This window comes from Colwellia sp. M166, assembly GCF_024585285.1.
Classification (GTDB): domain Bacteria; phylum Pseudomonadota; class Gammaproteobacteria; order Enterobacterales; family Alteromonadaceae; genus Cognaticolwellia.
On the sequence record NZ_CP040755.1, the window covers coordinates 3936882 to 3952893 of the forward strand.

The following is a 16012-nucleotide window of genomic DNA, read 5'->3' on the forward strand; positions in this document are numbered from 1 at the left end:
GAACTATACTAACGTTTAGGTTATATAAAAGAGCATTTTACCTGAAATTTTCAACGATAAACATTGCAACGCGTAGATAATATGTATTTATGCTTTTTGTTGTTAGTCTTTGTTTATTTTACATCAGCGCTTATTGGCAAAAATAAAAAATAATGAGAATTTAACTTGGTTCTAAGATCTTTCAAGCAATTATTAACAAGCTTAGCTCTGCTGTGCTTATTTCTGGTTATGCCGGTTTCTGCACAGGATACGACCAAAACATATCGCATCGCCATTAACAAAACATCTTACCCCTATCATTTTGTGAATAAACAAAACAATCCTGATGGCATGATGGTGGAACTTTGGCAACTATGGGCAAAAAAGCAAGGTGTTAAGGTCGAATTTGTGCCATTGAATTGGCAACAAACGCTCAAACAAGTGCAAGATGGCCGGGTCGATATTCATGCTGGTTTATCTCAAAATTCCTTTAGAGCTGAAATGTTTGATTTTAGCTCAGCTTTCTTTCGTCAAAGTCGACACCTTTTTCTACATCGCTCAATTGCCCATATTAGAGATATTACACAACTAACACCTTATGCTGTTGGTGTTGTTGCTGGTTCGAGTCATGAAAAGTCGATAAAAGCTAAATACCCTAATTTAACCTTAAGAATATTTTCTGACCGCCATACTTTATACAATGCCGCACTGAAAAATGAAATATTGATAATTGCCGGTGTTGATAAACTATCAAAAAATTTCTCTGATTATGATTTACTCAATAAAAAATATCCGGCATTTGCTAGGATTTCTTATCAGGTAAGTGATTATGGCGCGGCGGTCACAAAAAGTAAAAAGCCATTACTTAACTTTATTCAACAAGGTTTGGATAGAATATCAGCAGAAGAAAAGTCGGCTTTAGAAATAAAATGGCTTGGAGTTGATAAGTCAGACAACGTGCTTATTTTGTCATATTTCAATAATCAGATGCCTTTTTCTGATACCTCTGCTGCAGGAAATGCTCAAGGTTTCTTTATTGAGTTATGGCAAATGTGGGCAAAATATAGTGGCTTAGAGGTCGAATTTGTCGTTGCTGACCCAAATCAACTTAATCAGCTAAGTCAAGATAGTGCTGATATTCATATCGCTAGTTTAAGTAATGAAAAAGACAAGGTGAATCGTGCTTTAGGACCTGTTATCTACAGTATTGATTATAGTTTATTTTTGTCCGATAAAATTGATAAAGCTAGCCATATCTCAGAAATTAGAAACAAAAATATTGGTGTAGTATCAACGCCGGATTTTGTTAAAGATATTAACAAGCATGTTTTTAATGCCAATATTATTTATTTTGATGACTACCCGTCATTATTTGCCGCAATAGTACTTGGCGAGCTTGATATTATTGCCGGCCAAAGTGATGTTATTGAACATTATTTGCTGCAAAATCAATTGCAATCAACTTATTTTCACTTTCCCGGTTATAGATTCAAGCGGGATGTTCATGCCGCTTTAAATAAGACTAATTTTGAGTTAGAGCAACTAATCGTGGAAGGTTTTGATGAAATACCGTTAGCAAATCTAATTGCTCTAGAGAAAAAATGGAATTTAGATACCTCATCAGGTTTTTTTAAAAGTCAGTTATCCCAGCTGGAGTTAACTGAACAAGAAGCGTCGTGGGTTAAAGCTCACCCGGTAGTAAAATTTGGTATAACTAAAAATTGGCTACCGATAGAGTTTGTTGATAAGTATGGTGAGTTTAAAGGCACTAATCCTGATCTTTTTCAATTGATTACTCAACGACTTAATCTAAAAATTGATTATGTTGCTTATAATAAGTTTGAAGATTTATATCAAGCCCTGTTAGAGGGAGAGGTTGACGTTATTGGCAGTGTTATGGCAACAGAAACTCGTAAGCAACAAGTACTCTTTACTGAGTCCTACTGGAGTATGCCGTGGGTAATTGTACATCCGCGAGAATTAGGCAAGCAATTAAACTTAGAAAACTTTGAGGGCGAAGCTTTAGCTATTACTAAAGGCTACTATTTAGTTTCGGTGATTAGGAAGAAGTTTCCATTAATTACTTTAAGGTTAGTGGACAATAGTGAAGAAGGTTTATTAGCGGTACAAAAGGGGATGGTTGACGGCTTTATTGATAGTTTGTCGTCAGGGACTGAGTTACTGAAAAAAGAAAGCTTAGTCAGTTTAGGTATGTCGGTGCTTGATGAAGTAGACCGAAGTGGCAATCATTTAGCGATTAATCAGTCATTGCCGGTTTTAGCGACCATACTCAATAAATCGGTATTAACTCTCTCTGATGTTGAAAGTCAGCGAATATATGAGAAGTGGTTTGATATTAGTATTGAGACCGGCTTAGATAAGAATGTGGTTTTACGAGTAGCCGCTCAAATCGGTGTACTTATTGTTATTATCATTATTATCATTATGGTGTGGAATCGTCGATTATATCTTGAGATCAAAAGCCGTAGAAAACTAGAAAAACAAATGAAATACATGGCAACACATGATGATTTAACCGGTCTGGCGAATCGAGTTTTATTAAAAGATCGACTTAACACTGCGATCACCTTTCATCGTAGGCAAAAACTCCTTATCTCGGTGCTTTTTATTGATCTTGATGGTTTTAAAAATATCAATGACAACTATGGCCATGATGTTGGGGATGAGTTATTAATTGAAGTTGCGTCCCGTCTAAAAGGCTGTGTGCGAGAGTCTGACACTGTGGTACGCTTTGGTGGTGATGAATTTGTACTGCTTTTGACTGGCTTACATAACCAAGATGAAGCAGCATATGTCGCTGACAAAGTCTTAAAGCTTATTCAACAGCCAATTAAGTTGTCGTCAAAAGTTACCGCTAATATCGGTTGTAGTATTGGTATTGCCATGTATCCAGATGATGGTGAATCAGATAATGATTTATTAAAAGTGGCTGACTCATTAATGTACGAGGTTAAAGCTGCAGGTAAGAATCATTATATTTTTAATCGTAAAACCAGTGCCATTAGTTAATTATTCCTCTTACTTGTAATATAAGGCAATGTCGGGTGACTTTGCTTTATATTGCTTTATAATGTCGGCAAAAATTTATCGTAACAAGTTATAGAGTTAAGTCACCTGTAATGGTGCATTATCTGTAGCTTATTAATAGCTTATTCGAATTTTCAAGGTATATACATGCGTAGTCTTTATTGTGGTGAGGTTAATGAGTCTCACATTGGCCAAGAAGTAACTTTATGTGGTTGGGTTAACAAGCGTCGTGATTTAGGCGCGGTTATATTTTTAGATTTACGCGATCGTGAAGGTATTGTGCAAGTTGTTTACGACCCTGATTTACAAGAGGTATTGAAAAAAGCCAATACTTTACGTAATGAATTTTGTGTCCAAATAAAGGGTAAAGTAAGAGCCCGTCCCGAAGGCCAAGTTAATAAAGACATGGCAACTGGCGGTATTGAAGTATTAGGTTTAGAGCTTACTATTTTAAATAAATCTGCGCCATTACCGTTAGATCCAAATCAAAAGAATTCAGAAGAACAACGTTTAAAATATCGTTACCTTGACTTACGCCGCCCAGAAATGACAGAGCGTATGCGTTTTCGTGCAAAAGTTACTTCAGCAGTACGTGAATCACTTGAAACACAAGGCTTTTTAGATATTGAGACCCCAATACTAACCGCTGCTACACCCGAAGGTGCACGTGATTATTTAGTACCAAGCCGTACGCATAAAGGTCAGTTCTTTGCCTTGCCACAATCACCACAATTGTTTAAACAATTGTTAATGATGTCAGGTATGGAACGCTACTATCAAATCGTTAAATGTTTTCGTGATGAAGATTTACGTGCTGATCGTCAACCAGAATTTACCCAAATCGATATTGAAACTTCATTCATGAGTTCTGATCAAGTAATGCAAGTTACTGAAACGATGATCCGTGAATTATTTCAAAAGCTGTTGAATGTTGATTTGGGGGAGTTTCCTCGTATGCCTTATTCTGAAGCCATGACGCGTTTTGGTTCTGATAAGCCAGATTTACGGAACCCGTTAGAAATTGTTGACGTTGCTGATATTTTGAAAGATGTTGAATTTAAAGTGTTCTCTGGTCCAGCTAATGATGAAAAAGGTCGAGTTGCGGTTATTTGTGTACCACAAGGCGCGGCTAAGTTTTCTCGTAAAGGCATTGATGAACTGACTAAATTTGTTGGCATTTATGGTGCGAAAGGTATGCCGTGGTTAAAAGTTAACGACCGTGATGGCGGCCTTGAAGGCTTGCAATCACCGATTCTAAAATTTTTAACTGAAGAGTCAGTTAACGCATTATTAGAGCGCACTGACGCGAAAACTGGTGATATTATTTTCTTTGGCTCAGATGGTTACAATGTAGTGACTGAAGCATTAGGTGCATTACGACTTAAAATTGGTGAAGACCTTGAATTACTACAAGGCGACTGGAAACCACTTTGGGTTGTCGACTTTCCTATGTTTGAAGAAGTTGATGGCGGCATGCATGCTATCCATCATCCGTTTACTGCACCAACGAATTTAACGGCAGAAGAGCTAGAAGCTAATCCTGTTGGCGCGTTATCTGATGCTTACGATATGGTATTAAATGGCTGTGAACTAGGCGGTGGCTCGGTTCGTATTCATAACCAAGATATGCAAGCTGCAGTATTTAGAATCTTAGGGATTAGTGATGAAGAAGCACAAGAGAAATTTGGCTTCTTACTCGAAGCGTTACAATATGGTGCTCCACCACATGCAGGCTTAGCATTTGGTTTAGATCGCTTAGTGATGTTAATGACCGGTGCGAGTTCAATTCGTGATGTGATGGCATTTCCGAAAACAACCACTGCAGCATGTCCATTAACCAATGCTCCAGGCCATGCAAACCCTGCACAGCTAGCGGAGTTAGGCATTGCCCGCTTAGAAAAAGAAATTGAAAAAGCCGTTGATACTGACACACAAGCAGAATAGCTTTTTCCGATAGCATTTAATAACGGCTATTTCGTTATGATAAACGCACTAATTTAAGCTATTTTGCTTTATTAGTGCGTTTTTTTTCACTAGCATGATCATATCAAAGTCACTTGGCTGACTATTAGGGCGCTTATCAGTGAGCATTATTTTAGGTATAGATCCGGGATCTCGATTAACCGGTTACGGTGTTATTAAAAAAAGCGGTCGAAATTTTATCTATCTCGGTAGCGGCTGTATTAAAGCAATTGCGGCAGGCAATGAATTAGCGCCTAGATTACAAACTATTTTTGCTGGTGTTAGTGAGCTTATCTTGCAATTTCAGCCTGATATGTTTGCTATCGAACAAGTTTTTATGGGGGTTAACCCTGGTGGTGCGTTAAAACTAGGTCAGGCTAGAGGCGCTGCTATTGTCGCGGCAACCAATACTGGGCTCAGTATTGCCGAGTACTCTGCGAGACAAATAAAACAAGCTGTTGTTGGTACTGGTGCGGCAGATAAAGCTCAAGTGCAACATATGGTCAAAACCATTCTGAAATTACCCGGTACACCACAAGCCGATGCCGCGGATGCACTTGCGGTGGCACTTTGTCATGCCCATAGTCATGACTCGCTCAGTAAAATGTCTGGTCAAGTCAGTAAAACAGTACGCAGACGTCTACGTTAGGGCACTTCAGCAAACGGTGTTAGTTATGCGGTTTTAAATTATTATGATGATAACTTTACTGTATAAATATCTAGTGGTATGGTGTCGTCATATAACATATCAAGTAAAAAGGTTAAGTGGTGATTGGACGTTTACGTGGCACATTAATAGAAAAAATGGCCCCTGAAATTTTAATTGAATGTCATGGTATTGGCTATGAAGTTACCATGCCAATGACCAGTATTTATGCCTTACCGGAATTAAACCAAGAAGCAACTTTATATACGCACTTTGTCGTGCGCGAAGATGCACAATTACTTTATGGCTTTGCTAATAAAGTTGAGCGTAAATTGTTTCGTTTACTTATTAAAGTTAATGGTGTTGGGCCTAAATTAGCACTGGCTATATTATCCGGTATGTCGGCTGATCAATTTGTTAGCTGTGTTATACATGATGATTTAAGTACTATAGTGAAAATACCCGGTGTCGGTAAGAAAACGGCTGAACGATTATTGATTGAAATGCGTGATAGATTAAAAGATTGGCAGACTGACAGCACTGATGCTCTTACTCATATGCTGCCAAACGATGTCAAACAAACCAGCAATTTTGTGAGTGACGCTAAAGGCGATGCTATTAATGCATTGGTATCTTTAGGTTATAGTCAACAGCAAGCTGATAAAGCGGTTAAGTCAGTATTTACTAGTGATAAAAGCAGTGAAGACTTAATTCGTAATGCACTAAAGGCCATGTTATAAAGCGTATTATCAATGCTGTTAGTATAGTGATGTTAGCTACGCAGTCATTACGATAGTTTAAAGCGCAACTTTACAACGTTTTCCAAAGAGTAAATCATGATAGAAGCCGATCGATTAATTGAGCCTATAGCTAACCAAGAAGATGAAACGGTTGATAGAGCTATTAGACCTAAAATGCTGTCTGACTATACCGGGCAGGAACATGTTAAATCACAAATGGAAATTTTTATTGCCGCGGCATTGAAAAGGCAAGAACCGCTTGATCATTTATTAATTTTTGGCCCGCCAGGTTTAGGTAAAACAACATTAGCTAATATTGTTGCTAATGAAATGGGCGTTAGCATTCGTACGACCTCAGGCCCAGTGTTGGAAAAGGCTGGTGACTTAGCCGCGTTGTTGACGAATCTCGAAGAGAATGATGTCTTATTTATCGATGAAATTCATCGTTTAAGCCCTGTTGTTGAAGAGATCCTCTATCCTGCAATGGAAGATTATCAGTTAGATATCATGATAGGTGAGGGCCCAGCAGCCCGTTCAATAAAGCTTGATTTGCCGGCCTTTACTTTAATTGGAGCAACTACGCGAGCAGGGGCATTAACCTCGCCACTGCGTGATCGTTTTGGCATCGTTCAACGACTTGAATTTTATAACACCAAAGAACTCACTGAAATTGTTATGCGTTCAGCGCATTTTTTAAATTTAGAAATTGATAAAGAAGGTGCATTTGAAGTTGCAAGGCGTTCACGTGGTACGCCGCGTATAGCTAATCGCTTATTACGCCGAGTAAGGGACTATGCCGATGTGAAAACTAACGGCATCGTTAGTCAATCAACAGCGGCAAGTGCTTTGGACATGTTAGAGGTAGATAATGAAGGTTTTGACTTAATGGATCGAAAACTGCTTGAAGCTATCATTGATAAGTTTGGTGGTGGTCCTGTAGGTTTAGATAATGTTGCCGCCGCTATTGGCGAAGAACGTGAAACCATTGAAGATGTCCTTGAACCATTTTTGATCCAACAAGGCTTTTTACAACGAACGCCAAGAGGGCGAATAGCGACTAACCGTGCTTATTTACATTTTGGTTTAGACTTTCCGGAAAAATCATAAAGCTATCACTCAAGGTAAAACCCTAACGAGTGTTTTTATTGTTAGGGTTGCTAAATACTACGAGTGGCTAGATTACTTCTAGCCTTTGCTAATGTTAGGTTATTAAAATACGTGCTTAAGCATTTCAATGATTGCTCAATCATAAGTTAAACTCCCTCAGCTTGCTGTACTTTAAAAACAAATAAAGTTACACAATAGGCTATTTTTGATGCTAATAGTTCCTAGTAAACCCTAGCTATTAAATCGGTCATTTTTTGGATAGAAAAGCTATCATTATTGACTTTAAGTTAACCATTTAATCAATTTCTTATGGTTATAAGAGGGATATACTCAGCTTTGATATTAAACGATAAACTTATGTACCTAAGACTTTTAGTTCTTACAGAGACAGGAGTAACTTAGCCGAAGCAGAATTAAGTAACCTGAGTGCGGGTTAATGGGCTTTATAACCAGTTTATTCATAGCGTTATTGGTTAAATTATTCATTATATATATTTAAGTTGTTGCTTAGTAAGGAATTTATAGCAACCAATAGCGGTCTATTAGTTGATAAAATAACGTTGATAGGCGCTTAAATAGCATGGTTGAGTAAAGCAGCTTAACTCGAACTGGGGTTAAATAGGTCCCTTTAGGAGAGTATTAAATTGACATAGCCATAAATGAGAACAGAATAATTGGATATATTTTAGGTAAAAAAAAGCCCACATAAATTGATGTGGGCCAACTTAGAATATAAGTTGATAGAAGGAAATTAGGTTTCCAGGAAATATGCAATAGAGAGGTAGCAATACCAAATAAAAAAATTTATGAACTAAAATGAATATCCAACAACAAAATTGTCAGTAAAAGAAAAAATTCGTACGCTAGCTCAAAAACAGGGTCATTTTAATCCGATAAATTTATTCGAACAAACGAAATAAATTTATATTTATCATTAGAAAAACTAATGCGAAGTTCCGATGCTAGATAACCGCTACTTATTACCAACCCGTGATAAGTAGCAAAAGTCTGGAAGATTTTGTCGATAATTAAATTTATTATTGAAATAGTGCTAAAGAAAGTCGCTTAAGCCTTGTCGCGCGTCAGCTTTATCTATTAAGATAAGCTTCTGAAGGTTTTTATAAAATTATTTGAATAAATTAATGTCATTGAACAGTCATCAACACACTATTCGCGTTTATTATGAAGATACCGATGCCGGTGGTATCGTTTATTATGCTAACTATTTAAAATTTTTTGAGCGAGCAAGAACTGAGTGGTTACGGGCACTTGGTATTAATCAGTCAATATTTTTAGAACAAAACATCGGCTTTGTGGTCACAAAAGTAGTGATGGACAACAAGGCATCAGCAAAGCTCGATGATTTGTTAACGACTACCACGACCATAAATCAATTAAAATCGGCCAGTGTGGTCTTTTCACAACAATTGGTAAATCAGAATGAATTAACATTATGCACAGTTGAAATTAAAGTCGCCTGTGTTGATTTGTCTGTTGTTAAACCATGTATTATCCCCAAAAGCATATTAGGAGCATTAAAACGTGTCAGCTGAACTCTCATTTTTTGATTTATTTTTAGAAGCTAGTCTATTAGTTCAACTTGTAATGTTGACCCTACTTGGCTTCTCTATCGCTTGTTGGACGATGATTTTTCAACGTCGTAAAGTATTAATGGCGGCTAGAAGCCAATTACAAAGCTTTGAAGATAAGTTTTGGAGCGGTGCTGACTTAAGTAAACTTTACAGTGAAGTATCAGCAAAAGAACATGTTGATGGTATTGAAAGTCTTTTTGTCTCGGGTTTTCGTGAGTTTGCGCGTTTGCGTAAAAGCCATGCTTATGCACCACAAGTTATTGTTGATGGCACGCATCGAGCAATGCGGGTGGCCTTATCAAGAGAAGTTGATAGTTTAGAAACACATCTGCCATTTATGGCTACGGTAGGATCAATAAGCCCTTATATTGGTTTGTTTGGTACGGTTTGGGGTATTATGAATTCGTTTATTGCCTTAGGTGCTGTGGAGCAAGCCACACTTGCCATGGTTGCGCCTGGTATTGCAGAAGCTTTAATAGCAACAGCAATGGGGTTATTTGCTGCAATTCCTGCGGTAATGGCCTTTAACCGCTTTAGCCATAATGTTGAAAAACTGGAAAACAGTTATGGTAACTTTATGGAAGAATTTGCCAGTATTTTACAGCGACAAACTGCGACAGAACAACACGGCTAAGGTAGATAATAACTATGTATAATCGAGTTAGGCGCCGTAAGGTTGCTGAGATAAATGTAGTGCCTTATATTGATGTCATGTTGGTATTACTGATTATTTTTATGGTGACAGCACCGTTGATAACCCAAGGCGTAAAGGTAGATTTACCACAGGCTGATGCAGAGCCCTTGAGTAAAGATATGAAGCCACCATTAGTTGCTTCTATTGACGCTGAGGGGAATTACTATTTAGCGGTTGGCACCAGTAAAAATAAGCCAATGTCAGCAGAAGAAGTCGCGACGTTAGTTGCCGCACATTTAAAGTTAGAACCAGATACGCCTGTTGTAGTTAATGGTGATGGTGCTGTCTCTTATGATGCTGTTATTCAATTAATGGTGATGTTACAAAAAGTGGCTGGTGTACCATCTGTTGGCTTAATGACTGATACCCCGGAGCGTAAGTAGTGTCATCCAAGTATTCGACCCCCTTAGTGTTAAGTTTTGCCATACATATAGGGTTAGCGGCAGTTTTGTTATTAGGCGACTTTTCTTTACCACCAAAACCGACGCAACCATCGGCGCAAATGGAGCCGATTCAAGCGGTGGTTGTTGATAGAAGTAAAATCGAGGCACAATTTAATCAGATTAAAAAACAAAAGGCTGATGATGCCAAAAAACTTAAAGACCTTGAAGATAGTATTGCGGCGGCAAAAACAAAACGTAAAAATGAAGAACAGCGAATTAAAAACCTCGAACGTCAACGTAAGAAAAAAGAACAAGAAAAAAGAGCGGCTGATAGTGCCGCTAAAAAAGCTAAGGCTAAAGCAAACGCTGCAGATAAGTTACGTAAACAAAAAGAGCTTGAAAAAATACAGGCAGATAAAGCCGCATCAGATGCTCGTGCAAAGCGAGTAAAAGAAGAGGCTGCTGCTAAAAAAGCAGAAGATTTACGTAAAAAGAAAGCTGCAGAGCGCAAACGAAAAGAGCAGGAAGCTCAAGAACGAGCTGAACAGCAAAAAAGATTAGAGCAGCAAATGGCTGAAGACATGGCTAATCGTCAACAAGCGCGTCGCCAACAAATGATGACAGAAGTTGAAAAATACACCGGAATCTTTTACGGTCTAATCTTGAGAAACTTACAAGGTGAGCATAAAGGAAACTCCTGTAGTGTAACGGTGCACTTAACATTAGAAGGCAGTATTAAATACGTGGTGGTTAATTCTGGAGGAAAAATTATTTGTGATGCTACTGAGAATGCGGTTTATCGTGTAAATAAATTCCCAATGTCAGAAGACGTAGATGTAAACAAGGAATTAGTAGAAGTTAAATTAACCTTTGCCCCTGTGGAATAAATAACTTTAAGAGACTTATGAAAATTTTTAAGACGATATTACTCACTTTATTAGCGACAGTGGCTTTCTCAAGCTCGGCTGTTATTGAAATTATAATCACCGAAGGTATTAATACAGCTCGACCAATTGCTGTAGTACCTTTTAAGTGGACAGGTACTGGCGTAATGCCAGAACAGTTATCTCGAGTGATCAGTGATGATTTACTACGCAGTGGAAAATTCAGTCCGATTAACGATTTACGCTTTCCGCAGTCGCCTAGCGATGATAGTGAGGTTGATTATGCTGCCTGGGCAGGTGAAGGGGTTGAAGCGATTGTCATTGGTGAAGTGAGTGAAGTTTCTATAGGCCGCTATCAAATAAAATATCAACTTGTGGATGTTATCCGCGGCCAAGTTACTGGTGGCGAAACACAAATGTTGAGTAATGGCGAGTTAGTGCGTACCTCTGACCATATTTTAGATGAAAGTAGCGTTGAAATAGGGGCAGATCAATTTCGCCGCTATGCACACCGCATTAGTGATGTGGTTTATGAAAAACTTACCGGTACTCGCGGAGCATTTTTAACAAAAATTTCTTATGTTATTGTACGTGATGAAGGTGAGTATCCATACCAGTTAGTGATTGCTGATTATGATGGTTTTAATGAACATGTACTTTTGAGTTCTAAAGAACCCCTGATGTCACCAGCGTGGCACCCTAATGGCAATCAGTTAGCTTATGTAACATTTGAAAATAGACAAGCACAAATTCATGTTATCGATATTTACTCAGGACAACGTAATTTAATCACTTCTTTTGAAGGCATTAATAGTGCGCCTAAGTGGTCACCTGATGGCAAAAAACTGGCTATGGTACTTTCCAAAGATGGTAACCCAGAGTTGTATGTAATGGATGTTGCCAGTAAAAAGTTACGTCGTGTGACACGTCATCGTGCAATTGATACTGAGCCAAGTTGGACACCAGATGGTAATTCATTGATATTTAGTTCAGAACGAGGTGGAAAAGCACAGCTATATCGCGTAAATTTAGTCAATGGCAAGGTTAGAAGACTAACATTCGATGGTGAAATGAACTTAGGTGGTTCGTTAACACCGGATGGTCGCCAATTAATAATGGTAAATCGTACACGTGGCAAGTATCATCTAGCTAAACAAGAGTTCGATTCAGGGGTTTTTCAAGTGTTAACAAGCACTCGCTTGGATGAATCCCCAAGTATTTCGCCTAATGGCGGGATGATAATTTATAGTACTTTACACAATAACCGGCAGGTACTAAGTTTAGTTTCTGTAGATGGAAGGTTTAAGGCAAGATTGCCAGCACTCAATGGTGAGGTGAAGTCACCTTCATGGTCACCATTTTTATAATAATTATTAGTAATTTAATTTGTAAATAATAAGGACACATAAAATGCGCTTGAATAAAACAGTAAAAGCTTTAGCAATTGTTTTACCTATTATGGCTTTATCAGCCTGTAGTTCATCAGATTCAGCTAGCGAAGATGCTAGTGCAATGCAAACTAACGAAGCCGCAATGGCTGAGCAAAAGGCTCGTGACGAAGCTGAACGCGTAAAAGTTGCCGCAATGCAGCGAGCAGATGAAATCGAAGCTAAAAAACGTCAAGAAATTGAAAGATTACGTTCAGAACACATTGTTTATTTTGATTTTGATAAATCATCAGTAAGTGCAGATTTTTCTGCTGTTCTTGATGCACACGCGAAGTTTCTTAATGAAAATTCAAATGTTAATGTGTTAATTGAAGGTCATGCTGATGAGCGTGGTACGCCAGAGTACAATATTGCCTTAGGCGAGCGACGTGCAAAAGCTATCGAAACTTATCTAGAAAATATGGGCGTTTCAGCTTCACAGTTAAGTACTGTAAGTTATGGCGAAGAAAAGCCTATGGTTAAAGATCGCAGTGAAGGCGCGTTTGCTAAAAACCGTCGTGCCGTATTGGTCTACTAATCAGGTAATTAAATGAAACCCAATAGCATTCTATTCGGGATGTCCTTTGCTGTTGCTACCAATTTGGTAGTGGCGGCAGAACCAGCTCCTGTTATTGAAGTAATGGCTGGTACACCTACCAATGGTGCCAAAGCAAGCTTAAGTGAACAGCTGGTGAGCCTTGAGCGTAAGCTTGATGCACGCAATCGAGCACAAGTTAATGTTCAGCGACAGTTAGATGACTTACAAAATGAAGTTAATGAACTACGCGGTATAACAGAGCTACACACCTATCAACTGAGTCAAGTACTAGATCGGCAGCGTGAGCTTTATCAAGAACTTGATCGCAGAGTATCTGAAGCACTAAAACCAGCAAATAAAGTCCCTGCTGCAATTGCTGCAACCACTAATAGTGTCGGTAAGGTAAATTACAGTAATAACTTAACTGAAAATGAAGCCTATGATCGTGCTGTAAATATGGTGCTCAAAGATAAACGCTACGAACAAGCAATACCTGAGTTTGAAGCCTTTAATCAAAAGTACCCTAATTCGACTTATGCGGCGAATGCACATTATTGGTTAGGACAATTATTGTTTAATAAAGGTGAGTTGACTAAAGCACGACAAGAATTTGATTTAGTGGTTAGTGATTATCCTGATTCTAGTAAACGTAGTGATGCAATGTTGAAATTGGCTATGGTTGAACAAAAAGAGAATAACCCAGCCAAAGCTATTACAATTTATCAAAAGCTAATAGCTGAATACCCGAATTCAAGCGCGGCTAAACTAGCACAACCAAGGTTAAATAGCTTAAAACCATAAATATTGTTGATAAGTTGTTCGCTTTGATTGGTTTTTGTTCGAACGAACAATAAAGTTTAAAAAAGCTGAAGATTGTTGTTGCACTAAAATTTTTTATGGGTATTATATGCCCCGCGTTGGACGAGTAGTGCAACGGAAACAAATGTCGGTCGTTAGCTCAGTTGGTAGAGCAGTTGGCTTTTAACCAATTTGTCGAAGGTTCAAATCCTTCACGACCGACCACTTTTTTACCAATGAAGTGGTTGACATTTGTTTTAGTAGTATGTATCGGTCGTTAGCTCAGTTGGTAGAGCAGTTGGCTTTTAACCAATTTGTCGAAGGTTCAAATCCTTCACGACCGACCACTTTCTCTTACTTTTTGAGAGTAAAGTGACATTGAGATTATCATTATAATATTAAAAGTAGTTTATCGGTCGTTAGCTCAGTTGGTAGAGCAGTTGGCTTTTAACCAATTTGTCGAAGGTTCAAATCCTTCACGACCGACCACTTTTAATTCCCTCAGTATTATTTTCTGGCTTGTTTCTATATTTAATAAAGCAACTAATTCCTCAAGCAATTTTTTAATCAGTCATACTTTATATTTATTCGATAGCTCTTATTATCATAAGTACTTAGCTAGGGTATATTCGTAGTACACTTTTATTCTCCTATACCTTATAATTCTCACGATTTTAAGGCACTCATTGAGAATACATATGACCCAAGCAAATTTAGCCGTTGACTTTGACTTTCAATTTCCACAAAAGCCTGCACCATTAAGTGATGTAGAGCGTGAAGAGTATAAAGCACGCATCAAAATATTATTGAAAGAAAAAAATGCTGTGTTGGTCGCTCATTATTATACTGATCCCGAAATTCAAGCACTAGCTGAAGAAACCGGCGGTTGTGTTGCTGACTCACTAGAAATGGCAAGGTTTGGCAATAACCACCCTGCAGAAACGCTAATTGTTGCTGGGGTGCGCTTTATGGGCGAAACGGCAAAAGTATTAACCCCTGAAAAAACAGTGGTGATGCCGACTTTAGAAGCTACGTGTTCGTTAGACCTAGGCTGTCCGATTGAAGAGTTTAATGCTTTTTGTGACCAACACCCTGACAGAACAGTTGTTGTTTATGCTAATACCTCGACAGCGGTAAAGGCACGAGCAGATTGGATTGTTACCTCTTCGTGTGCCCTAGAAATTGTTGAGCATCTTGATGACTTAGGTGAAAAAATTCTTTGGGGACCAGACCGTCACTTAGGTTCTTACATTGAAAAGCAAACCGGCGCTGATATGATAATGTGGCAGGGCGCTTGTATTGTTCATGATGAATTCAAAACTAAAGCCTTACATGATATGAAGGCACTTCATCCCGACGCTGCTGTTCTTGTTCACCCAGAATCACCGGCAGAAATTATAGAACTTGCTGATGCTGTAGGCTCAACGAGCCAATTGATAAAAGCGGCACAGGAGCTAGCAAATAAAAAGTTTATTGTTGCTACTGATCGCGGTATTTTTTATAAAATGCAGCAGCTGTGTCCAGATAAAGAATTTTTTGAAGCTCCTACGGCTGGCGAAGGAGCAACATGTCGTAGCTGTGCACATTGCCCTTGGATGGCGATGAATGGCTTAAAAGAAATAGAGCAAGCATTACTTGATCCACAAGGGCGAGAAGTCTTTGTTGATATGTCACTACGTACAGGTGCCCTTAAATCACTTGATCGCATGTTAAACTTTAATGCTGAGATGAAAAAGAAGTAACTTTATTATTGATAGCCTATAAAACAATCAACTAGGCTGACTTTGCTTAAATCAGCTTGCGTTCTATGAATTAATTCCCTACCATAGCGCGCATTAGAGCTTGAACTTCATTGATATCAAGTCGCTATAAGTGGTGTAGCTTCCGAATGGACGCTAAGTTGAATTGACACGCATTGCGTGCTCATCGGCTAATAACCATAGTGTGTGGCAGCACGTTAATAGAGTGAAAAGTTTTATAATGGTGAGGTGTCCGAGTGGACGCTAAGTTGAATTGACACGCCTTGCGTGCTCATCGGCTAATAACCATAACGTGTTGTAGCACGTTAACCTACACAATAGTTTTATCATGGTGAGGTGTCCGAGTGGCCGAAGGAGCACGCCTGGAAAGTGTGTAAGGCGCAAGCCTTCGAGGGTTCGAATCCCTCCCTCACCGCCATGTTTTATTTTTCTACAATCTAGGTTTAGCCGTCTG

The 16012-nt window shown here is 38.6% G+C and carries 13 protein-coding genes and 4 tRNA genes; all 17 read left to right on the plus strand.

Annotated features, from left to right (window positions below; translation table 11 throughout):
• Nucleotides 1–228 precede the first annotated feature (228 nt).
• Entirely contained in the window at nucleotides 229–3009 is a 2781-nt protein-coding gene (locus FGD67_RS17760; RefSeq protein WP_257172394.1) for a transporter substrate-binding domain-containing protein, read from the plus strand.
• Between the two features lie 165 nt (nucleotides 3010–3174).
• On the plus strand, nucleotides 3175–4971 hold the full coding sequence (gene aspS, locus FGD67_RS17765; protein ID WP_257172395.1) for an aspartate--tRNA ligase: 1797 nt from the start codon (nucleotides 3175–3177) through the stop codon (nucleotides 4969–4971).
• Nucleotides 4972–5110: 139 nt separating this feature from the next.
• Nucleotides 5111–5638, plus strand: a complete 528-nt coding sequence (gene ruvC, locus FGD67_RS17770) for a crossover junction endodeoxyribonuclease RuvC (RefSeq protein ID WP_257172396.1) — start codon at nucleotides 5111–5113, stop codon at nucleotides 5636–5638.
• A 119-nt stretch (nucleotides 5639–5757) separates the two neighbouring features.
• Nucleotides 5758–6375 (plus strand): Holliday junction branch migration protein RuvA, encoded by a 618-nt coding sequence (gene ruvA, locus FGD67_RS17775; protein WP_257172397.1) that lies wholly within the window; start codon nucleotides 5758–5760, stop codon nucleotides 6373–6375.
• A 96-nt stretch (nucleotides 6376–6471) separates the two neighbouring features.
• Complete coding sequence (gene ruvB, locus FGD67_RS17780) at nucleotides 6472–7482, plus strand: Holliday junction branch migration DNA helicase RuvB (RefSeq protein ID WP_257172398.1); 1011 nt, start codon at nucleotides 6472–6474, stop codon at nucleotides 7480–7482.
• Nucleotides 7483–8624: 1142 nt separating this feature from the next.
• On the plus strand, nucleotides 8625–9035 hold the full coding sequence (gene ybgC, locus FGD67_RS17785) for a tol-pal system-associated acyl-CoA thioesterase (RefSeq protein WP_257172399.1): 411 nt from the start codon (nucleotides 8625–8627) through the stop codon (nucleotides 9033–9035).
• Nucleotides 9025–9708: a protein TolQ gene (gene tolQ / locus FGD67_RS17790; protein ID WP_257172400.1), complete on the plus strand. Its 684-nt coding sequence runs from the start codon at nucleotides 9025–9027 to the stop codon at nucleotides 9706–9708. The genes ybgC and tolQ overlap by 11 nt, the downstream gene beginning before the upstream one ends.
• Before the next feature lie 14 nt (nucleotides 9709–9722).
• The gene (gene tolR / locus FGD67_RS17795) at nucleotides 9723–10151 is read left to right on the plus strand and encodes a protein TolR (RefSeq protein ID WP_257172401.1); all 429 of its coding nucleotides are present in this window, start codon (nucleotides 9723–9725) and stop codon (nucleotides 10149–10151) included.
• Nucleotides 10151–11038, plus strand: a complete 888-nt coding sequence (gene tolA, locus FGD67_RS17800) for a cell envelope integrity protein TolA (protein ID WP_257172402.1) — start codon at nucleotides 10151–10153, stop codon at nucleotides 11036–11038. The genes tolR and tolA overlap by 1 nt, the downstream gene beginning before the upstream one ends.
• A 17-nt stretch (nucleotides 11039–11055) precedes the next feature.
• On the plus strand, nucleotides 11056–12402 hold the full coding sequence (gene tolB / locus FGD67_RS17805; RefSeq protein ID WP_257172403.1) for a Tol-Pal system beta propeller repeat protein TolB: 1347 nt from the start codon (nucleotides 11056–11058) through the stop codon (nucleotides 12400–12402).
• Nucleotides 12403–12445: 43 nt separating this feature from the next.
• Entirely contained in the window at nucleotides 12446–13000 is a 555-nt protein-coding gene (pal, locus tag FGD67_RS17810; protein ID WP_257172404.1) for a peptidoglycan-associated lipoprotein Pal, read from the plus strand.
• A 12-nt stretch (nucleotides 13001–13012) separates the two neighbouring features.
• On the plus strand, nucleotides 13013–13801 hold the full coding sequence (gene ybgF / locus FGD67_RS17815; protein ID WP_257172405.1) for a tol-pal system protein YbgF: 789 nt from the start codon (nucleotides 13013–13015) through the stop codon (nucleotides 13799–13801).
• Between the two features lie 146 nt (nucleotides 13802–13947).
• Nucleotides 13948–14023, plus strand: a tRNA-Lys gene (locus tag FGD67_RS17820).
• A gap of 46 nt (nucleotides 14024–14069) precedes the next feature.
• A tRNA-Lys gene (locus tag FGD67_RS17825) sits at nucleotides 14070–14145 on the plus strand.
• A 66-nt stretch (nucleotides 14146–14211) separates the two neighbouring features.
• Nucleotides 14212–14287 (plus strand) — tRNA-Lys (locus FGD67_RS17830).
• Between the two features lie 209 nt (nucleotides 14288–14496).
• Nucleotides 14497–15540, plus strand: coding sequence for a quinolinate synthase NadA (gene nadA / locus FGD67_RS17835; protein WP_257172406.1), 1044 nt, complete (start codon nucleotides 14497–14499; stop codon nucleotides 15538–15540).
• A gap of 348 nt (nucleotides 15541–15888) precedes the next feature.
• Nucleotides 15889–15976: transfer RNA gene (locus FGD67_RS17840), tRNA-Ser, on the plus strand.
• Nucleotides 15977–16012 lie beyond the last annotated feature (36 nt).